We start from the raw sequence: 21,457 nt of genomic DNA, 5'->3' as shown, positions 1-21,457 counted from the left end.
CTTTGTTATTTTAGCCATCTGGCTATTTAAGCCATCATGTGTTCAAAATATTGCGACATCACATCCGGATCGTACTTGCCATGGATATAAATGGCTTGGCTGTCAAAGCGCGTGAATAAAGTGTCTAGCGCTTGCTTTCTTGCAGCAAACGCGGCCTCAAACTGCGCTCTTACCGCTTCACGAAAGAAGATGGTTCTGCTTGCGCCCGTTTCTGGGTCTATCATGTTGCCAAACCCAAACTTAGGGAGCTTGGTATACTCGTGCGCATCCCAAAGTACAACGGGAATAATTTGATGTGATGACATTGCATTCAACGCTTGTTCAATCAGGCTGATCGGCATATGAAAGTCTGAAATCCAAAACACTAGGCCTTTGTGCTGGCTTAGGTATTCCGGAACCTCCAAAATGCCTTCTGGCCCAACACGCATTTTTTCGTAGGCACTCAGCTGGTCTATCACTTCAAAGGCTTGATGCACGTGATGACTTAAGCTGAGCGTGAGCTCTTCAATCACCTGTGTGTTGTAGGCAATAAAGCTAAACATATCGCTGGTATCAAATGCCGAATAAGCAATGGACGCGGCAATTTCTTTTGCCAAATCTAGCTTCCTACTTTGCCCCTTATACTGCATCGAGCTGGACAGGTCGCACACGGCAAAAATGGGTGTGGTGTTGTCCTGATTAAACAACTTAACCTGTATCTGCTCATAGGGGTCGCGCAATGTTTGGCGCAAATCCATGCGCCTAGCATCAGGGTAATCAATGAAATCCACATTGCCCTTAAACTCCTCGCCCAAGCCCCGCTGTGTACCAAGATGTTCACCAAAATGGATGCTGCTAGACTTCCACGGCGTTTGGTAAAAGAACGGTTTTGCGTATGCTGGAATCATGCTGCTTTTGCTTGAGAAGGCACGGCAACTGTACTTAGAATTTTGCTGGTGAGCTCGCGTGCCAATTGCGTTCTGCGGTTTTCGTACATGGGGTTAAATACCAAACGATGTGCAATCAACTCGTGGAATACCGCATGAATATCTTCCGGATATAGACTGTCACGATTCATCAGCCACGCATTGACTCGCGCCGCTTTCAGTAGCATGCCCATCCCGCGTGGGCTTGCGCCTGTGTGTATCAAACGGTTCACGTCTACGCTATCCAAGTGAATACCAAATTTGCTTGGGTGCTGTGTAGATTCCCACAAGTCTAGCGCGTACTCTTCTAGCACATGGCTCGCGCTGATATGGTTTTGTAGCGTGTCAGAGAACGCATTGAGCTGATCAAATTGCAGTACATTGGATGCCACTTGCTTGGTCAAATGTTCCGCATGTTGAAATTTGATGTTAAACATGAGTGCTTTACGCAATTCTCTATCGGCTGGGATATCAATCGGAATTTCCATCATAAAGCGGTCACGCGCGGCAGAAGGAATCTCAAACGTTTCGTTCTTTTCAACCTGATTACGGTCTGCAAACACCACCATGTGCGGCAGGCGATACTCTTTTTTGAATGCGTTCACATGACGTTCAGCCATCACGCGCAACATCAGCGCATGTACCTGTGGGCGTGCGCGATTGATCTCATTGAAGAAGAACACTGACAAATTTTCACCGGCACGCAATAACGGACCTTCGTCAATTTTTGGACGGCCATCTTCACCCAGATAGGTGTGATAGATTAAATCGTTTGGCATCAAATCGACGGTGCCTTCTATACGCTCATATGCACCACCAATACAGCGTGCGATGGATTGTAATAAGGTGGTTTTACCCACACCCACACCACCCTCAAGTAGCACATGACCACGTGCAAATATGGCAAGATTAATTAATCTAATTGCCTTGTCTTGGCCAACAATCACCTTCTTTACTTCATTTTCCAGTGTTAATGCGTGGTCGCGCCAATCGGCCAACTGAATATCGTTTGTTGCATTTTTCATAGTAATCCTGTGTAAAATAAAAGTATTAGTGGGTAATGCATTGCATTTTGTGCGTGATCAAGGTAGTATTCAGACAGGTCTGTTCACTTAATTACAGTCTACTTGAAGAGTTATAAAAAGTGCAAGTAGATTTTTAGGGAGTAATTTACATTGAGCCAAGGTTGGGGTTTTTCTACGGGAATTCTGAAGCACTGCAACTTCAGCTACTTATTCTCATTAGATTTTTTTCAGTATTTCCGTGCCTACGCAAACCTTGAAAACACAGCGCTGGTGGCACTTTGCCGCCAACTTAAGCGCTGGAATAGCGATAGGGTTGTACATAGAACTGCACAACAACAAGGTTTGGATTTAACGCTGGAAGATGTCAATGCCATTAAAGAAATGGTGCATGCAGCCATTGGCAAGTCACCATCCAAACTTCCGGAAATCATGTCCGACCAGTTGCTATTTTTAACCGTAGGTGCCATACAAACGCAAGCACAAACTGGGTCGGATAAAGCATGGAACTTGGTCGAGCAGTCTATCCACCGTTATGTAGATGTGCGGCGTGAAAGGCGGTTGTTTTCATTTGGGCTGTTTACCGTCGTTTTGTTGATTGGCTTCAGCACGACAATCATGAACCATTCTAAAGTGCTCAAAAGCCATCATGCTGTAGCCGATTCGCCCTTGGTGCCAGCGGAAGCAGTGGAAAATGAAAGTGATGCAGACCCTGTCACGATGAGTATGTTGCAACTGGCGTACCACAAAATGAAAGCAGGTACTTGCCAGCTACCGCAAGCCGCCATGTTGCCACAAGAACAGCGTCATGCTTTTTTGTTGTTTGTAAACAAAGGGGTAGTAGAAGTACAGAATGTCGAAAACCTCAGGTTGGCCTTAGGGTATGTCAACTGTTTGTACCCGCAAGAGTTAATGCGCCCGTTGTCAGTTCAATGATTTATCGCAGCTTTGCCTAGATAGCTTAGATAAGGAAATAAAGATGAATATGTATGAAAAAATTCTCACCACAGCCACTACGCTGTTTGAAACCAGGGGCATACAAGCCTCTGGAGTAGATACCATTATTGCGGAAGCTGGCGTGGCTAAAGCCACGTTATATAAGCATTTTCCGAGTAAGAATCAACTCATTACTGCTTACCTCCGAGAGAAGTCTGATAAATTTTATGCGTGGCTAAACGCACAGCTGGTGTCTAAAAAAGCAGATTCTCAAGATATTCTGTTTTTACTGTGTGAGCTTGTTGAGCAGTGGATCATGACCCCGGAATTTCACGGTTTTCCGTTCCATATTGCGGCGGTTGAATTTCCGGACCCAGATCACCCGATTAATCAGTATTCAGCAGTGTTAGCGGTAGAGCTACAAGGCTACTTATCTAAAATTGCAGCGGCAGCTGGTGCTAAAGAGCCTGAGGCACTGAGTCAACAGCTCACCATTCTATTCGAGGGCGCTGCATTGATTGAACGATTAAGTCCAGGGTCTGGCGCAGCTAGCCGTGCCAAGAGTGCAGCGATTACGCTGATTAAAACATCAATATAAAGCATTGTGTTAAGCGCTAGGTAAGCAGCATGCTAAGTGCTAGCGTACCAAACGCAGTGCATATGCCGCACGTAAAAAAGCGCTCAATGACTTGAGCGCTTTTTTGTATCCGTAATCTGGGAAAATTAGTTATAGAGCAAACTTTAAAAGCTCGTAACACAACCAAGTAAATCCAATGGTTGTAACCACAAAGCTGATCGCTGAATACACTTTCCAAATGGTTTTGCTCCAAAAATCCGTATCAAATGCTGCAATCACAAATACGGTTGGGTTTGAAAAACCACCAACAGCCAAACAAAAACATGCGATTTTGGGCAACTCTAGCCCTGCCGCTTTACCCGCTCCATAAAATCCAAGCCCAAATAATCCCATCAATGCGTAGTCCACATGGGCACGAATCATGGTTTTATAATCAATCAAAAATTCATCTACTGCTTTAATTGGAAACCACTTCGCAAATGTCATGAGCCAAGCCGACGAAATTAAAGCCGTAATACAAGCAACAGAGCCTACTAGTAATACTTCCATATCAATCTCCCTTTAAAAATATTGAATAATAAACAGCGATTAAATAATACAGACAGGTCTGTTCATTTTCAAGTGCTTTTAATATGGAATGGAAAGCATATGCTCTCTACTTGAATGCAACTGGGTTGGTTGATATCAACCAGTGCTCGGGTTTATATCAACCAAGCTTTTTACAAAGTAGGTGGAGTTTATATTATTGATAGATAAATCAGAGGGTTATGACGCTGCTTTATAAGGAATGAAACTTGCATTATTAAGCAAAAATAACTGTTAGTAGCAACGTGATGAGCCTGACACCTAACCGCCCGGATACATTTACCTATTGGCATAACCTGAATCTGGAATGGGTTTACACGGATCTATTGCGTAAGATTTATGCACAGACTAACAATTTCCATTTGGCAAATGACCTGTTACATGACGCCATCGTCAAATTCGCAGTGCGTAACAGTGTTGAATCCATTCTTGAGCCGCATGCTTATCTTCGGTCTATCGTGAAACATTTAATCGTGGATCATCATCGCTACCATGCGCGCTATGTGGATGTACAGGCACTTAACTTTCAGGAAGATATAAACGACGACCGCTTTGATATGGAAGCGTCCTGGCTCAAATCCCCAGAGCGCTTGGCTGATATCAAGCAGCGCATGCATGCACTGCAAAACATCATAGACTGTTTGCCCGCAAAATGCAGAGAGGTATTTTGGCTATATCGGATTGAAGGCAAGTCGCAAATAGATATCGCTCAACAATTAAACATTAGCCTGAATATGGTAGAGCGCCATGTCATGCGCGCGCTGGTCGATTTGTCGCTGGCAAAAGATTACTTACTGAGCGCATGATGAATACTCTGCATAAAAGTGTGCGTGAAGAAGCGGCTAAATGGTTTTTGCGGCTGCAACATGCAGACCTAGATCACCCAGACCGTAGTAAGTTTGAAAGCTGGTTGATGCAAAGTGCTGCCCATCAAGATGCCTACCGCGCTATTGTGCAAGCATGGCAAGACTTTGATTCGCACAAGCAAATAGAAGTGCTGGCGGAGGCAATGCAGCGCAAAAAGCTAGATGAGGATATCAAACGCAGAAGCAAGGTTGCCTCGTTAGCAAAGTTTGCCAGTATTGTGGTGTTGGGTTTTTGTGCAGTGTTTGCGTACCAAACTTGGCAAGATTGGCAGCAACAACCACTCACGCACATTGCACAATCAAGCCAGGTTGGACATATTGTTAGCCAGTACTTGTCCGATGGCACACAACTTACGCTGGATGCTCGCTCTGATGTTGAGGTGATTTATTATCGTCATAAGCGTGTTGTTAAACTGAAACAAGGGCAGGCTGTGTTTGATGTGGTTAAAGATCAAAGTAGGCCGTTTGTGGTGGAAAGCGCTAATGCTAGAATTACCGTCAAAGGCACCCGGTTCTTGGTGAATCGGCTCAAAGAAAAGACCTATGTTGCGGTGGACCACGGCAAAGTACAGGTTGAGGCGCTAACTAGTGATGGTAAACCTTCTACTAGTATTATTGTATTAACCAATGGCCAAGTTGCAGAAATTACCACGGCGCAATCGTTGCACAAGCTGGATCGCAATGCATTGAGTATGTTTGAGTTTACGCAAGGCAGAATCATTTTTGAAGATGCTGACTTAAACGAGGTTGCTGAAACGGTATCCAGATATCGCGCCATCCCCTTAGTCTCCCACGTGAATCAATCGGTAGGCATAACTGCGGTAGTTAAAATTAAAGAGATGGAAGCCTTTATTCAATCATTGCCACAGGTGGCGGATGTGACTGTAAAACACTCAGCCAGTAAAACAGAGATAAACCGCTCTACCAATCGAAATCAGTAGGTTTGCATTTGCGCCGTATCGTTTACGCTAAGGCTTAAGCGGTATTTGCACAAGTGCACAATCTGCTTACCCAACTTAGCGATCAAGAAATATTTATATTCCAACATCAGGCAATTCAATTGTGCCTCGTCAATACAGTATTCAACCAAATTTATTTGAGAGACTCTGTATGCAACTCCCCCGTTTAAAACCAAAAGCAATAAGTATTGCTGCATGTTCAGTGAGTTTGATGACTGCGTTAAATGCGTATGCTGGTGCACTCAATACTGAAATTCCCGTGACCGTTAACCTGCCGGCTCAGCCGTTAGCGGAATCATTAAAACAATACGCAAAACAGACGGGTAAAAATATAGTGTTTGATAACAGTTTGGCAAAAGGCAAGCTGGCACCAGCCATAAAAGGTAGCTATGACGAAAGCCAGACTTTAAAGAAAATACTGGAAAATACGGGGCTTGAAGCCAATGTAGAAGACAACACCATTGTTATTAAGCGTGCGCGTGTAAAGGTCGAGAAGTCAGAAAATATTCAGTTAGACACAATCAACGTCCGCGCCAAACGCTTCTACGAGATAGGTCCTTTACCCGGACTAGGCCTAACTAAAGAGCAAATCCCCGGCAACGTACAAAGCATCACCGCCAAAGAGATCAAAGATTCGCACTCATTAAGCATTACCGATTTAATGAACAAGAAACTACAGTCAGTTACTGTGAATGACTACCAAGGCAACCCCTTTCAAATGGATGTGCAATATAGGGGTTTTACCGCAGGCCCACAGATTGGTACCCCGCAGGGCTTAAGTGTTTTCTTTGATGGTATAAGAGTCAACGAACCGTTTGGTGATGTGGTGAACTGGGACATGATTCCCATGAATGCCTTAGCAGGCGTTGATGTATTCCCCGGTTCTAACCCAATTTTTGGCCTGGGTACGTTGGGCGGTGCATTTGCCGTAAAAACTAAAGATGGTTTTAATAATACAGGTGTTGATGCAGATGTACTCACTGGTTCATTTGGCAGAAGACAGTTCCAAGCAGAGGGTGGGTGGAACAACGGTACTATCGGTTTATTTGCTGCAGGCAACTTCTTTCTGGAAGATGGCTGGCGTAATAACTCCCCTAGCGAAGTCAATCAGCTTTTCACTAAAGCCAGTTACAGGGGGGATAAACTAGATTTGAATTTGAGCTCATTGGTAGTGGCCAACAATCTGGTAGGGAATGGCATGGTGCCCACGAATTTTTATGAACAAAATAGACGCAGTGTGTTTACTAGTCCGGATGAAACCAAGAATCGACTATCGCAGTTTCAGCTCTCTGGTAGTTATTTTGTAAGTGATAATTTCACAGTAACAGGGCAGGTATACCGCAGAAACAGTCGCAGAAGGCAAATCACAGGGGATGCCTACACGGATTATGAGGGTATGGCCTTAAGCCAAAATTTTGCAGATGGACAAGAATTTACCTGCAAATTCATGAGTACCAATCAATATGGCCTACCTGATTATGTCAGGATCGATATTCCAGATCCCAATGATTTATCTTCCAGTCCGTTTCTGAACGCATTATTTAATACTGGTGTTGCAGATATGAGTTTATTAGGGCCGCAAGAAATCAACTCGGCAGAGTTTTTAGCTGCAGCAAAGTCCCAATTTGCTTATTATCAAAATCCCACTACCTTCATCGTGAATGACACTGCTGATGGTTTTATCAGTCCGATAGGCGCTGAAACCTCGTATTCAAATTCTGAGATTTCATATTTTGCGAAATTCGATCAGATGGCATCTGACTTTGCTAGACTTGATCCATCGTTCCCAGTCGATTTCGGAATACTCTCGGCATTATCCGCTAGTTTTTACTATACCCCTGATGGCATAAAGCATTTGATTGCTTATAGAGCTGCATTGAATGGTGATGCTTGTTTTGAAGCGCAGCTGGAAGGTGAGCGAGGGCTTACCTATAATCCAAAAATAGTGAATGATCGTGTAGTAGCCGTGGATGGTTTGCAAGGAGACCAGCCTGGAGAGGTAGTGGGGATACCGACCGCAGTGATTACCGATAATCAAATTAACCAAAAGGTGGATGGCGCATCACTACAATTAAACTGGAACTTAGAAAAACATAAGTTCATGGTAGGGGCATCCATTGATAAGCCTTACTCTGAATACCTCAATAGCCAGCGTTTAGGATTTTTTGATGCTAAACGCAATGCCTATTTAGATCCAGATGGTGCGCTGGATGTGTTCAGGGCAGCCGATGTAGGCATTGAGAATAATGATTTCAGTGGTACCTCTACTACCCAAAGCTTATACGCCAGCGAGACTTGGAGCCCGGTTGAGACATTACATATTACAGGCGCGTTACGCTATAACCAAACCAAAGTAAACACGACATTTGCCGCGCGCGATTTTGGGGGGTCCGAAATATCTTTGGCCGATTATCTGAACTATCCAAATGATTATGCGCTTTGTCCGGATCCAGCATGCGATATACCAACCGGTTATCAGATACCGTTCGGCACAGTGGCTAAATATCCGGAAAAACCAGAGAAGTTCAGCTATTACTCGCTCAATCCATCACTGGGTTTAACTTGGCAAGCCAAGGAAAACCTAAATCTGTACGTTAATTGGGCACAAGGTACACGCACTCCTAGTGTGATTGAATTGGGCTGTGCACTGGATAAGACCCCAGTAAAATATGGTGTAGACAGTAACGGTAACCAAGTTTATATACCACGAAGTGTTGCCAACGGTCGCTCTTGCCAGTTACCTAGCGCGCTATCTGGAGATCCCTACCTACCGCAAGTAGAGGCGCAAACATATGATATTGGTGCTCGGGGTCGCTGGGGTGAAATGCTGGAATGGAATCTTGGCTATTATCGTACTGAGTTAAAAAATGATATTTACATGGTGACTTATTTTGGAAACCAAAACTTTTTTGACACCATTGGTCGCACCCGTCGTCAAGGCGTTGAGATGGGGTTGAACGGTAACGTGGACAAGTTTCGTTTTGGCCTCAACTATGCGTTGAATGATGCAAAGTTTAGAAGCACCTTTGTAACGGGTGGCGAGGCAAATAGTAGTGCTACGCCTATGCAAGTGCTCACCGGCGGTGAAGTCGCGCCTGGCATGATTACGGTTCGACCAGGTGATCGCATGCCAGGGGTCTCTCTACACAATCTTAATGCTAGCGTTAATTATGATGTGACTGACAAATGGTCAATGGGATTGAGTGCGGTTGCTCACTCATGGACTTATCTACGCGGAAATGAGAACAATAAACATCGCCCAGGTGTGCCAAGACCAGTGGTGATGCGAGAGTATGATGCGAACCTTTTACCTCTTGGCTGGAAAACAGTTTACCGGCAGCCATCAAGCAATCCAGGCAAGTTGCCCGGGTACACAGTGTTTAATTTCCAAACCAGTTATAAGTTTAACAAAGAGTGGACAGCAACAATGCTGATTAACAATGTGTTTGATAAGGAATATTTCAGTGCTGGGCGTTTAGGGGTGAACCCATTTTCACCCAGTATTAACGGTGCAATTGGTCCAGATGGTTATAACCACAATTCTGGTGATTGGCTCACTACAAACTTTATTGCCCCAGGTGCGCCACGTGGCGTTTGGTTTAGTTTGAATTGGCAGTTTGACCCCAATTCCAAACCAAGTTTTTAACACACTCATTTGAATCAAGCCCGCACAACAATGTGTGGGTTTGGTTGACCCCAGTTGATAGCTATTTGGTTGATAGCACCCTGCATTGGTTGTAATAAACCAACACTCAACAACACGCTAAACAAATATGTAAATAAATCATAATGTTATAGATGCATGACTTTGGAGCGATTATTGCATTAGGGTTAATCATTTAGGCATTGAGTACATAAATGAATAGCTCGCTAATGTGGAATGGAATCAATTTAACATGGGCATACCATGATTTATTGCCTTCTATTTTTAGACGGATTCATTGCAAGCATTTAGCATTTGATATTTTGCATGATGCGCTGGTGAGGTTTGCGCTGGCCAAAAACGAGCAGAGGCATGCACAGCCAGAGGCTTATCTCACAACGATTGTGCGCAATTTGCTGATTGATAGTCATCATGAAGCCGCGATGTTTGTGCCTATGTATATTGAGTCAGGCAATGAGTCGAGTGGTGATTTTGATCATCTGCATAGTGCGTATGCCGTTGAGGAGCTTTCGCCATCCCCGGAACGTCTTTTGGATATTCAGCAGCGGTTGCAACTGCTGCAAAAAATCATTGATAGCCTACCGCCCAAATGTAGAGATGTGTTTTGGATGTTCCGCATTGAAGGTATGTCACAGAATGCGATTGCTGCGCATTATCAAATCAGTGTGAATATGGTGGAGCGACACATCATCCGCGCACTTGTGGATTTAAGAGCCGCCAAAGCGTTGATCTATCCATAAGCCATTACTACCCACAATTTATGTCCAGCACATTATTCAGTTCGCTCAAGCGTTCAACCACACAACAAAAAATCACAGAGACCGCAGTGAAGTGGTTTTTACGTATGCGGGATGCAGAGCCCGATCATCCTGAAAGAGGACGTTTTGAAGCTTGGCTAATGGCTAGTCGCACACATGCTGATGAATATCATGCAGTGGCGGATGTTTGGCAAGATTTTGATAGCAAAGAGAATTTAAAATCGTTGGCCAATGCGGTGACGCAAAAGCAGTATTACGAACAAGTCACGCGTACCAAAAGAACACAAAAAATGGTCAGCAATCTATTGGGTATTGCCTTGATTGCGGTGACCAGTCTATTAGGCGTTGCCGGTTACGAGCGCTGGCAAGCTACCCCTACCATGCAGATGGCACAAGTGACCAAAGTGGGCGAGCAGTTGAGCCAAACATTGGAAGATGGCAGCTCACTCTTTATTAACGGCAATAGTGATGTCAGTGTGACTTACTACCGCAATAAACGGTTGGTGAAACTGAACCGTGGTGAGGTGATATTTGAAGTGACAAAAGATGCTGATCGGCCCTTTATTGTCGATAGCGGTTACGCGAAGGTAACAGTGCTGGGTACGCGCTTTGCTGTGAACCGCTTAGCGCAATTGGTACGCGTGAGTGTGGACCATGGCCGTGTGCGCGTAGAGTCGCTACCAGACCCTGAAAATCACAAGGTAGTGGTGTTACATGACGGCCAAGTGGCGGAAATTAAAATGCGCAATAACCCAGTGATTGTGCAGCGTAGTGCCGCCGAGGCATTTAATTTTAAGCAGGGCGCACTGAATTTTGAGTATGCCGGTTTGGATGAAATAGCCGAAGTGCTCTCGCGCTACCGCAAGCCTGCGGTACAGGCAACACTCATGCCCTCGGGTAATCCGCATGTCACAGCCGTGGTGAAAGTAAAGGACATTGAAAAGTTCTTATGGAGCTTACCGGAAATCACATCTGTCACGTTGCAGTCCACCCCAGAAGCAACATGGCTAAAAGCGCAACCGCAAAAATAAAAAATAATTGAATTAAGACATCAGGATTTTTTTGCCTGCTTGGTTATAGCAGTACAAGCACATTTTTAATCACAGGCAAATTATGAAAACAGTTCTAGGGTGTCATCGACCCACATCGGCAAGCGCGGTAGTGCGCACAAGCTATCTGGCAGTGCTTGCTGCGCTGTTGAGCTTGTCAACCTATTCTGTCCCAGTCATCGCGGCTGGAGAAAAGTTAAATACCACATTGCCTAGTGATGGCATGACTGGCAGGGTGATGAATGTAGATATTCCCTCGCAAGCACTTGCGGCCTCACTACAACAGTTTGCCAATTATGCGGGTGTCAGCCTTAGCTTTGATAGCAAAATCACCACTGGAAAAATTGCACCTGCCGTTAAAGGGTATATGACTGGCAGTGAAATTCTGAATCAGCTACTGACTGGAACGGACTTAGAAAGTGTGTCACGTGGCGATAGCATCATCATCAAACGTAAAGATAAAACGCAATTAGAACTGAAAGAAACCAAGGTAAGGGCCAAACGTTTTTACGATGTTGGGCCAATGCCCGGATTGAATCTGACCAAAGAGCAGATTGCCGGAAATATTCAAAGCATTACCGCTAAAGAGATTAAAGAAGCACATGCCTTGAGTTTGTCTGATCTGATGAACTCCAAACTGCAATCCGTCAACGTCAACGATTATCAAGGCAACCCATTTCAAATGGATGTGAGCTACCGCGGTTTTACCGCAGGCCCACAAATTGGTACACCGCAAGGCTTGTCCGTGTTCTTTGATGGCGTGCGCGTTAATGAGCCATTTGGTGATGTCGTCAACTGGGACATGATTCCATTGAATGCATTGGGTGGCATGGATGTGTTTCCCGGCTCTAACCCTTTATTCGGCCTCAACACATTAGGTGGCGCTTTGGTCATGCGTACCAAAAGCGGTTTTACGGATGAGGGAGTTTCTGCCGAAGTGCTCGCAGGCTCTTATGGGCGCAAGCAATTACAGGTCTCCGGTGGTATTAACAATGCAGATAAAGAAGAAGGCAGCTGGGACCTTGGTGATTTTGCGGCATTTGGTGCCGGTAACTTTTTTCTGGAAGACGGTTGGCGCGATAACTCACCAAGTGAAGTGAATCAAGCCTACGGCAAGCTGGAATGGCAAGGCGATAGAGCGTCACTCGCGCTGTCCGGCTTAGGCGTCATCAATAAGCTCAAAGGGAATGGCACAGTGCCGCAAGAGTTGTATCGCCAAGATGCAAGCGCGGTATTTACCTCGCCCGATGAAACGCAAAATAAGCTGTTTCAACTCAAGCTTGCTGGTATTTTTGATGTGACCAATACCTTTAACATTACCAGTCATGCGTATTACCGTAATAGTAAACGCCACTCCACAACTGGCGATATTATTGACTTGGAAAACTTTCAGCCGGATGGAACCTACAGCCATGAGGGGACGCGCTTACCTGGCACTGGTAAAAATATTCACTGTGCATACGCGGATGATAACAGAGACGGCATCCCTAATTATTTTGTGGTGAGTGAGGCTAATTATATGCCGTTCCTCATTAGTGCTGGTACGGGCGGTGGGTTTGATATGTCGCTCACTCAAAATGAAGGTAGCGTGGTTGTTCCAGAGCCAGTGATTAACGCTTTGCAAACGATATTTGCAACTGGTGTATACGATGTATTTGTGAATCCGTATATCCAAGGAACTGATGACTTGCCATATGGCGCAGGTACTATCAGTAGCTTTATGGATTTTCCACAATCAAGTAGTGGTATGCCATATCTTGATGCCGATGGTACGACCAGTTATATATTTGCGCATGTGCCAGTCAATGCAGATGTATGTAGAACAGGGATTAATGGCTATTGGAATCAGGGCATGATTGCTGCCGAAGGTGGTGGAGTCTCTAGAGATGGTGCCTTGGGTGCTGAACCATATACTGGCGTGATTGAAGGCACGCCTACTGCGATTACTACCGACTCCAATATCCAGCAGGTAAGTAAAGGCTTAGCGTTACAGCTTAACTGGAATACCGATTACCATAAATTTATGGTGGGTACGTCCATCGATAAGGCGACTTCCAGCTATGTGGGTAAACAGCGTTTAGGTACCTTGGATGAGAACCGCAACGTAATCAATGACCCCAATTTATTGGGTGAGGAATATTACTTCGCGGATCATGATGCGACCATCAATGATTTTGCCGGAAAATCCAGTACGCGCAGTGCTTACTTTAGTGAAACATGGACACCGACACAAACCTTAAACTTTTCATTTTCAGCACGTTATAACTATACCAATATCATCAATAAACTCGCGCCTACCAAGGCAGATCGCACACTGACGGGATTAAGGTATTTAAACCGTTATGCCTATGGCATTATTTGTCCGGGCACGGATTTGTCGGAGTGTCCTTACAGCCTAGATGCGCCTATTCCAGCCGAGACCTATTTCAATGAATTAGTCATGGCAGGGCTTTTCCCTAGTGGGCTAAATCTGCTGGAAAAGTCCGCAACGGAGAAATTTAGCTATCACTCGTTGAATCCTTCCATTGGTGCAACTTGGCAAGCCAAACCTAATTTGAATCTGTACGCTAACTGGAATCAAGGCACGCGTGCGCCATCCGTGATTGAGTTGGGCTGTGCCTACGATGCAACGCTGGTGATCCCCACTGATATTTACGGTAACCCTACCAGTACCACAGCAATCCCACGCAGCTTGGCAGAAGGTCGTGGTTGTAAGTTGCCCAGCTCGCTATCCGGCGACCCTTATTTACCACAGGTGGTTGCACAAACCTACGAGGTGGGTGCGCGTGGCAAATTCAATGATTTCTTGGAGTGGAACGTATCCGCGTATCGCACCAATGTACGGGATGATATTTACTTAACAGCATTAACGGGCGATTTAAGTTTCTTCCAGAGTATTGGTGATACGCGACGCCAAGGGATTGAGTTTGGTATGGCTGGGGAATATGGAAAATCTGATTTCCGGATGAACTACTCTTTAACTGACGCAACGTTTCAATCGCACTTTAAAACATTTAGTACAGCCAACAGTACCGCAGTCAGAGACCCATTCTTTGGGCCGATTAATGTGATTGATGTGAAGCCGGGCAATGTGATGCCAGGTGTGCCATTTAATAACTTCAACTTTAACTGGGGCTATAAATTAACCCCTAACCTCAAACTCAATATGAATATGGTGGCGCATAGCCGTTCATATTTACGCGGGAATGAGAATAACGCGCATACGCCAAACTTACCAAGAGTGACAGCCGATGGTATCGGGCGCGGTACTGGTGGCGTGATAGGCAATAATTATTCTGGTACCGCACCCGGTTATGCCGTCCTGAACATGAGCGGGCGTTATAACTTTGGCAATGGCTGGGCTGCGTCGCTAATGGTGAATAACGTGTTGGATAAAAAATATTATTCTGCCGGGCGTTTGGGGGTGAGTCCGTTTGCACCTTCTACCTATGGCGCTATTGGGTCTAGTGGCTTCAACTACAACTCCAATGAGTGGATTTCATCGCAATTTATTTCCGCCGGTGCGCCAAGAGGGGTCTGGGCAAGCCTGAGTTACGATTTTGATGCCACCCAAAAAGGCGAACTACCGTCCTCTAACATCACCAGAATTGAGCCAGATACGTTAGAGGCGGCATACGTTGCTCGTCCAAGTTCGGAAGAAGTGGCATTGCTGAAGCAAATCGATGAACTGCAATCACAACCAGTCACACAACGCACGCCTTATGGTGTGGAAATGGCCAAGCATCAAGTGAAGCTGGCGGTTGAAGCTTGGAATATGGCTATGCTGAATAACAATGCTGATGCGTATATTCAAAGCTATTCTGCAGGGTATGCGCCACCGGGCACTAGCCATAATGGATGGGCCGATGAGCAGAAAACGTTGATAGGCACAGAACAAGTGCAATCTTCAGCGCTCAGCGACATTGTGGTTGCGCCAATGGGCAAGAAACTGGCGGCGGTATTTACGCAAACAGCATTGCGTGCAGGGCAGCCAGTGGTCATGCGTAAAGTGCTGACATTTGAACAAAAAGAAGGGCAATGGAAGATTGTGCGCGAGCGCAACACCTCGCCTAGCTATCTTGATGTGAAATCAACCAAACCTATCAATACCTCCATGAACAAGAAAACACGTCAATCTGATCGTACGGATAAAGGTAAACAAGTGGCGACGAGAAACTTACAAGTCAGTGGGTTGGAAAGTGCAGGGGTACAGTAATGAATCATACGCAGATGTTTGAACAAAAACGCTTACTGACCCATGTGCTATTGGCACTCACGGTGATGATCCCAAGTATGCCCGTGATGGCGGCATGCGTAGATAACGGAGATGGTACGTATACATGTAGCGGCACTTCTACGGTGACGGATGGTTTATCGCTAGGTAGTTTTATTATCGATAATACGGCAGCGCCTGCAACGTTCACTAATGTGACGACAGACCCAAACTTTACCATTTCGCCAGTAGTGCTAGACCCGGATTATGGCTATGTGGTGACGCCTGGGGAATATGGATCTATTCTTCGCAATACCGCGACTACTGTAGGTGTGTTGAGTACCGTTGAGGCAAATGGCCCCAATGCCGTTGTCATTAATAATGTTGCTGGCAACATTGAAATGATCGGGGATCCAGCACGCGCATTTACTGGCAATTGGAGTAATGATGCTAATGGTTTACTTTACAGTGATGGTGTACTGGCTGGCTATATAGCAGCTGTGCGTGCCGGAGCCAGTGTCTCATCACTTACCGTGAATAATCAATATGTTGATGACGGTGTATCGTATCCGAATCGCTATGCCTATTCTGGGTTAGATAGCGTGATATCAGCCACTGGGCCATACGCAGCAGCGATTTTAAGTAACTCCGCGTTGTTGACGGTCAACAATACTTCGTATATTGGTCACCCTGCTTATGGTGGCGGTAATATTATTAGCTACGCAGGCGCCACTTATACACCTCCTGCCGTGCAAGATGGCACGCAGCAGGCTACCAATGTCATTGCTGGTACAACCATTATCAATAACATATCGTTGAGAAGTGTCACTAACCCTAAAAATCTTGGGGCTGCTAACCTTGGCTCCATTGGGGATATTTATGTCGTAGATCGTAACCCTATGACCGCCGCTGCATTAGAGCAAGATCCGAGTCTGGCACTTGCTATTAACCCGGATGAAGTAGGGCCAAGAAACAGTGTGATTAATAACATCGGGCTGGCATTAGAGAGAATCCCAAATACTGCAGAAGGCGAGTTTGCGCAGTTTGGTGGGATCTATATCAATAATATCTACTTAGGCTCAGGTAATCACGAGGTGAATAACGTCAATGCCTATATCAATAATATTTATGTAGATCAAACAGATAGCGAAGTGGTCAGTGTGGTGGGCGGTGTGCCAACTACCCTTTACAGGGTACATGGTGATCGCGTATTTACGCTCAATTACCTACATGAACCAGCAGCGATCGGGACAGCGCGTTTGGGCAGTGTGGTCGTCAATGATGTCGTGGGGGCAGTCAATACCTTTAACATTGTGACGACAGACGCTAATTTTAATACAAACATTCAAACGAACGGGCTTGGCACCAACACGCTCAACTATACCTGTATTGCTCAATACAGATGTAACAATTGGCAGATTAACTTTACCGGTATGACAGCCTTTAATACCTTCGGGCAAAAAACGCTGCGGCTAGAGCGTGACGTGACTGTTTCTGGTGATATGACCATTAATAGCCCCGTGATTTTATATGCCACCAATGCATACACGCCACCCATTAATATCACTATCAATGCTGCCAATGTGGTGGTTTCAAGTAGTGGTACTTTAATGGCAGACCCTGGTAATAGCGATGTCCCTGAAGCATCAGGATTAGTGGGTAACCAAGCGATTGGCGATATTGTCGGTAATTTAATCAATAGCGGTACCCTCAACTTAGGCAACGCCATTCTGGATGTGAGTGGTGATACCACCATGAACGCGAACTCGGTATTACTGCTGTCCGTTGGGCCAAGAGGTGCAGGGCTTATCAATAGTACCGGTGCAACCAACTTTGATAGCAATAGCCTGTTGATACCCGCCAGCAAAGTAGGCACACGCGTGTTAGATGGCAATGAATATGTGATTGCCACCAATGTGAATGGATTGCCCATGCTGCAAAATGGCGATGGCTTTTTGCAATGGATGTTACGTGAAGATGCTGGCAACTTAATCATGACGGCAGATGTGGCTGTGCCAGATTTCTTAAGGCCACTCGTCACCGAAGGCGCGGCCAATGCTGTAGATGCGTTCTTTAGTTACACAGGCGATAACAAACAGGCCGTCAAACTACAGGCAGACTTAGCATTTGTGAAAGGGATTGATGTGATTCGCTCCGCTGAACGTTTACGCCCAGAAGTGAATGACGGCAGTATTCGCATGGTGCTTGGCAATACCGACAAGCTGTTCAACATGACCACCGCGCGCATGGTGGATGGCTATTTAACGCAACACTATGCCAGTAGAGTGCCAGTGCGTTTGGCCAAAGCGCAAACCAATAGTGCAACAGATGCTACGGAGGGTGGTGCATCGCCCGCAAACCTTGGCATTTGGGTGCAAGGTTTTGGTGACCGTGGCGTACAACAGCGCATGGATCTAGGCGATGGCTATGAGTTTTCATCCGTTGGATTTTCTGCAGGTATAGACCGTGATGTAGAAGTGGTTGGCACGGATATGCGCTTAGGGTTCGCCGCAGGGTATGCACGCAGCAATATCGTCAATACTGGGCATACCGTCAATAATCGTATTGATGGCAATAGTTACTTGGTGGCGGCTTATGGCTCTAAGGCTACTGAAGACTTTTACCTAAATGCAGCACTGGGTGTAGGGCGCAATACTTACGAAAGCCGCCGTCAGTTATTTGAATTTAGCTCGGTGGGCGAGCGCGGCGGCTGGCAACTTTCCGGGCGTGTTGACGCTGGTATGCCCATGGCATTTTCTGATGATGTTACGTTTATCCCGATGGCGGCGTTGGATTACAGTTTTGTCAGGGAGGATAGCTATAAAGAAAACACAACAGTGTCCAGACCACTCACTTATAGAGCGCCAGGTAGCCCATATGATTCTGGCGTTACGGAGAATGGCATGCAGGTATTCCAAAATGTACCAGCGCCGACTAACTTGGAAGTTGAAAGTCGAAACTTTAAGTCATACCGTGGTGGGCTGGGTGGCAAATTGGTGTACGCCATGCAAGAGCCTACTTGGGGTGCGGAGTTAGAGTTACACGGCATGTATCGACATGAGTTTGGTGATATTGCGCCCGCTACACAAGCTAGATTTGTGGTCGGCGGCAACAGCTTTGTCAGCCCGGCGATTCAGCCAGTACGTGATGACTTTGTATTTGGCGGCAGTATTCGACTCAGCAGTGATGACGAAAATGATCAGATCACATTCTTTACCAGCTATGACGCCAATATGCGTGAAAAGTATTTTGGACAAGCGGTATCGCTAAGCTTGCGCTATGACTTTGACAAGGCTGGTGAGTACAAACAAAAAGCCAAGTTAAAACTAGCAGAAATGATGGCTAAACGAGGCGGGCCCAGCGCCGAAGTCATGAAGTCGATTCAAGAGAGTCGGGCTGCGCAGTCAGAAAGCTTGGGTGTCGTCGTCGATCCTCAAAAAGCAAAAGAAATACAAGCAATTGATACGGCGATTAATAACTGGGCGAGTGCGCTGAGTAACAAAAATACAGATATTTACTTTAATACCTATGCAGCCAATTTTATATCGCAGGAAGGTAGCTCTCGCCAACAGTGGGAACGTAAACGCAGAGTGGAAATAAGCAAAGCGTCCAATACAGCGATTCAATTATCAGATTTAACTATTGAGGCTGAAGGTCCGCAAGCATTGGCCGTGTTCATTGAAACCATTCACGATGGTCAGCATAAGGTTGCGACCGAAAAGATTCTTGAAATGGAAAACAAAAATGGCAGATGGCTCATTGTGAGTGAAGACAGCGCTGCGCATGAGTAATTCAGGGCGTTTGCAAGCGCTTTTAGCGCAATAAATAAAATTTTTTGAATTAACACATCAGGGTAATGCGTGGTTAAACCGACATAGGTAATAAGAACCCGTGTTTTTAATAAGAGGTTCGCCTCACTGACACTTTTTACAGAATGGAATATGGCTATGAATATGACGTTGGATATTGTGAATTTGGTATTGTTGTTTCTCGCTATGCTTTCAGTTTTGGTGTGGGGCGTGGTTATCTACAAAGGTTGGGCGTTTTACAAAATCAACCAACAAAACAAGTATTTTGCAGATGCACTTAAAGAAGTGAAACATTTGCGCGGTGTGGTCACCATTGCAAGAGATGCACAGGGCAGCTTAGCAAGAGTATGTAAAGCTGGCTTGGATGAATTGTTTCATACGCAGCACGATGTCAGCTTAGTCAATAAACAATACCAGACAGACATGGTGTTGCATGCTTTGCGTAATCAGGTATACCAAGAGCAAAGCAAGCTGGAAAGTGGATTATCTGTGCTGGCCAGCATTGGCTCTACGGCACCGTTTATTGGTTTGTTTGGTACCGTTTGGGGCATTATGCATGCGCTTAAAGATATTTCGGCCACTGGTTCTGCTGGGTTGGATGTAGTGGCCGGCCCGATTGGGGAAGCGCTGATTGCTACCGCGATTGGTATTGCCACCGCCGTACCCGCCGTGTTGGCGTATAACTACTTTTTACGCAAGCTCAAAACCAGCAATGCGCAGATGGATAACTTTGGCGATACATTCCAATATCTCATCATGAAGTCCGGTTTAAGGGAGTAATTCAACATGGCGATGCTCACTAACGATAACCAAGACAGCATGATGAGCGAGATTAATGTGACGCCATTGGTGGATGTCATGCTGGTACTGCTCACCGTGTTTATTGTCACGGCGCCCTTATTGATGAATGCGGTATCGGTCAAACTGCCCAAAGCCTCCGCGGAACCAGTGTCCACACAAATCAAATCTGCGCACATTAGTATTACGCAACAAGGAGACCTGTACTTGGATGAAGTCAAACTGAGTCAACCCGCCTTAGAGACTGCGTTGCAGCAATCTGCCAAAGTGCCCGATTACGCGGTCGATATCATGGCTGATGAGAAAGTGGAATATGGCGTGGTGGCAAAAGTCATGGCAGCGATTCAGCGCGCGAAAATAGCCAAATTCACGTTTGTCATGATGCCGGATGTTAATAGTACTAATCTGCCAAGCACGGACCTGCTAAGTACAGATCTGCCCAGTGCAGAGCCAAGTATAAACCACTAGGAGCTTGCATGACTTTTGGCAAGCTATCCCATCCGCATGATGATTCGTTAGACTTTTTAGAGAAGCAGCCCACGCCAGTATTAGAAAAAGACTATCAACTGCGTTATGCGTTACTGCTATCGCTCGTGCTGCATATTACGGCTTATTTTTGGTTGCCTTACCTCAAGCAAACTCCGCTACCCAAGCCCACACGGTTTGAGGTAGAGCTCAGCAATCTGTTAGCACAAGCCCCTAGTCAGCCAGCCAGCAACCCTGCACCAGCTCAGCCAAAGCCGGTGCAAGAACCAGTGACGCCTCCTGTACAAAAGCAAGTGGTCAAACCCACGCCAGTAGTCAAGCCACGGGAAGTCACGCCCGTATTGACAGCCGAATCACCGGAAGCCTCAGCAGACTACGAGGTGCCAACGACACAGGCAAAACCGAGTGAATCGCAAGCGAGTACGAATACACCACAAAGCAGTACTACATCAACAACAGCGCATGCAAACAGTGAGGCCAGCAATAGCGATAGTACTAAAACCTCTGAGAATGCAACACCTTCGGAGGCCAGTCCAGAAGAGGCCTGGGATGGCTATGGTCAGCAGCTCCAAGATTTGGTCGGTAAAAATAAAAACTACCCTGCCATCGCCATCCGACGCAACTGGGAAGGCACGGTCAAACTCCTCGCCAAATTTGTTGCGGGCAGGTTGGTGGATGTGACGATTATGGAGTCTAGCCAGCGTCAAGCGCTGGATGATGAAGCAATGCGCATGTTAAAAAAAGCGGTGGCGCAAATCCCGGTAAAAGGGGCGCTGGCCAGTAAAAACTTTACCGTGGTGGTGCCGGTAGACTTTAAGCTGAATTAATAA

15 protein-coding genes are annotated in these 21,457 nt (G+C 45.9%); 12 read left to right on the top strand and 3 right to left on the bottom strand.

Annotated features, from left to right (window positions below):
* Window positions 1-26: 26 nt before the first annotated feature.
* Both FG11_RS08960 and FG11_RS08955 read right to left on the bottom strand, forming a co-directional pair.
* Window positions 27-887, bottom strand: coding sequence for a DUF58 domain-containing protein (locus tag FG11_RS08960; protein ID WP_020182748.1), 861 nt, complete (start codon window positions 885-887; stop codon window positions 27-29).
* Window positions 884-1,930, bottom strand: a complete 1,047-nt coding sequence (locus FG11_RS08955) for an AAA family ATPase (protein WP_047534443.1) — start codon at window positions 1,928-1,930, stop codon at window positions 884-886. The genes FG11_RS08960 and FG11_RS08955 overlap by 4 nt, the downstream gene beginning before the upstream one ends.
* A 150-nt stretch (window positions 1,931-2,080) precedes the next feature.
* On the opposite strand from FG11_RS08955, the gene FG11_RS08950 reads away from it, so the two are divergent.
* Window positions 2,081-2,863 (top strand): hypothetical protein, encoded by a 783-nt coding sequence (locus FG11_RS08950; protein ID WP_081978204.1) that lies wholly within the window; start codon window positions 2,081-2,083, stop codon window positions 2,861-2,863.
* Between the two features lie 43 nt (window positions 2,864-2,906).
* Window positions 2,907-3,461: a TetR/AcrR family transcriptional regulator gene (locus tag FG11_RS08945; protein WP_025224805.1), complete on the top strand. Its 555-nt coding sequence runs from the start codon at window positions 2,907-2,909 to the stop codon at window positions 3,459-3,461.
* Window positions 3,462-3,590: 129 nt separating this feature from the next.
* Here the strand turns inward: FG11_RS08945 and FG11_RS08940 are convergent, their stop codons facing one another.
* Window positions 3,591-3,989 carry a hypothetical protein gene (locus tag FG11_RS08940; protein WP_047534441.1) on the bottom strand — a complete coding sequence of 133 codons (399 nt, stop codon included), beginning with the start codon at window positions 3,987-3,989 and terminating at the stop codon, window positions 3,591-3,593.
* 284 nt (window positions 3,990-4,273) lie between these two features.
* Between FG11_RS08940 and FG11_RS08935 the strand changes: the two genes are divergently transcribed.
* From FG11_RS08935 to FG11_RS08890, 10 genes are all read left to right on the top strand, one after another.
* Window positions 4,274-4,831, top strand: coding sequence for an RNA polymerase sigma factor (locus tag FG11_RS08935; protein WP_052185003.1), 558 nt, complete (start codon window positions 4,274-4,276; stop codon window positions 4,829-4,831).
* Entirely contained in the window at window positions 4,828-5,832 is a 1,005-nt protein-coding gene (locus tag FG11_RS08930; RefSeq protein ID WP_047534439.1) for a FecR family protein, read from the top strand. The genes FG11_RS08935 and FG11_RS08930 overlap by 4 nt, the downstream gene beginning before the upstream one ends.
* A 169-nt stretch (window positions 5,833-6,001) precedes the next feature.
* Window positions 6,002-9,496: a TonB-dependent receptor domain-containing protein gene (locus FG11_RS08925; protein WP_047534436.1), complete on the top strand. Its 3,495-nt coding sequence runs from the start codon at window positions 6,002-6,004 to the stop codon at window positions 9,494-9,496.
* A gap of 212 nt (window positions 9,497-9,708) precedes the next feature.
* On the top strand, window positions 9,709-10,254 hold the full coding sequence (locus tag FG11_RS08920; protein ID WP_047534433.1) for a sigma-70 family RNA polymerase sigma factor: 546 nt from the start codon (window positions 9,709-9,711) through the stop codon (window positions 10,252-10,254).
* A gap of 20 nt (window positions 10,255-10,274) precedes the next feature.
* Window positions 10,275-11,303, top strand: coding sequence for a FecR family protein (locus FG11_RS08915; protein WP_052185001.1), 1,029 nt, complete (start codon window positions 10,275-10,277; stop codon window positions 11,301-11,303).
* An 82-nt stretch (window positions 11,304-11,385) separates the two neighbouring features.
* Window positions 11,386-15,537, top strand: a complete 4,152-nt coding sequence (locus FG11_RS08910; RefSeq protein WP_235276365.1) for a TonB-dependent receptor domain-containing protein — start codon at window positions 11,386-11,388, stop codon at window positions 15,535-15,537.
* The gene (locus FG11_RS08905) at window positions 15,537-19,325 is read left to right on the top strand and encodes an autotransporter family protein (RefSeq protein ID WP_052185000.1); all 3,789 of its coding nucleotides are present in this window, start codon (window positions 15,537-15,539) and stop codon (window positions 19,323-19,325) included. Before FG11_RS08910 ends, FG11_RS08905 begins: the two co-directional genes overlap by 1 nt.
* Window positions 19,326-19,475: 150 nt before the next feature.
* Window positions 19,476-20,123, top strand: a complete 648-nt coding sequence (locus tag FG11_RS08900; protein WP_036317724.1) for a MotA/TolQ/ExbB proton channel family protein — start codon at window positions 19,476-19,478, stop codon at window positions 20,121-20,123.
* 6 nt (window positions 20,124-20,129) lie between these two features.
* Window positions 20,130-20,609: an ExbD/TolR family protein gene (locus FG11_RS08895; protein ID WP_047534426.1), complete on the top strand. Its 480-nt coding sequence runs from the start codon at window positions 20,130-20,132 to the stop codon at window positions 20,607-20,609.
* Between the two features lie 8 nt (window positions 20,610-20,617).
* A complete protein-coding gene (locus FG11_RS08890) occupies window positions 20,618-21,454 on the top strand; it encodes an energy transducer TonB (protein ID WP_052184999.1) in 837 nt (278 codons plus the stop codon).
* Window positions 21,455-21,457: the final 3 nt, after the last annotated feature.

Origin of the sequence: Methylotenera sp. N17 (assembly GCF_000799155.1) — a bacterium.
Lineage (GTDB): Bacteria > Pseudomonadota > Gammaproteobacteria > Burkholderiales > Methylophilaceae > Methylophilus.
Note: the sequence above shows the minus strand (reverse complement) of the source record. Positions and strands in the feature narration are given on the sequence as shown.

Bases quoted from the DNA above. Each gene is read 5' to 3' on its own strand.
- FG11_RS08960 (WP_020182748.1), bottom strand. From the start codon at position 887: ATGATTCCAGCATACGCAAAACCGTTCTTTTACCAAACGCCGTGGAAG.
- FG11_RS08955 (WP_047534443.1), bottom strand. From the start codon at position 1,930: ATGAAAAATGCAACAAACGATATTCAGTTGGCCGATTGGCGCGACCAC.
- FG11_RS08945 (WP_025224805.1), top strand. From the start codon at position 2,907: ATGAATATGTATGAAAAAATTCTCACCACAGCCACTACGCTGTTTGAA.
- FG11_RS08940 (WP_047534441.1), bottom strand. From the start codon at position 3,989: ATGGAAGTATTACTAGTAGGCTCTGTTGCTTGTATTACGGCTTTAATT.
- FG11_RS08935 (WP_052185003.1), top strand. From the start codon at position 4,274: ATGAGCCTGACACCTAACCGCCCGGATACATTTACCTATTGGCATAAC.
- FG11_RS08930 (WP_047534439.1), top strand. From the start codon at position 4,828: ATGATGAATACTCTGCATAAAAGTGTGCGTGAAGAAGCGGCTAAATGG.
- FG11_RS08925 (WP_047534436.1), top strand. From the start codon at position 6,002: ATGCAACTCCCCCGTTTAAAACCAAAAGCAATAAGTATTGCTGCATGT.
- FG11_RS08920 (WP_047534433.1), top strand. From the start codon at position 9,709: ATGAATAGCTCGCTAATGTGGAATGGAATCAATTTAACATGGGCATAC.
- FG11_RS08915 (WP_052185001.1), top strand. From the start codon at position 10,275: ATGTCCAGCACATTATTCAGTTCGCTCAAGCGTTCAACCACACAACAA.
- FG11_RS08910 (WP_235276365.1), top strand. From the start codon at position 11,386: ATGAAAACAGTTCTAGGGTGTCATCGACCCACATCGGCAAGCGCGGTA.
- FG11_RS08905 (WP_052185000.1), top strand. From the start codon at position 15,537: ATGAATCATACGCAGATGTTTGAACAAAAACGCTTACTGACCCATGTG.
- FG11_RS08900 (WP_036317724.1), top strand. From the start codon at position 19,476: ATGGCTATGAATATGACGTTGGATATTGTGAATTTGGTATTGTTGTTT.
- FG11_RS08895 (WP_047534426.1), top strand. From the start codon at position 20,130: ATGGCGATGCTCACTAACGATAACCAAGACAGCATGATGAGCGAGATT.
- FG11_RS08890 (WP_052184999.1), top strand. From the start codon at position 20,618: ATGACTTTTGGCAAGCTATCCCATCCGCATGATGATTCGTTAGACTTT.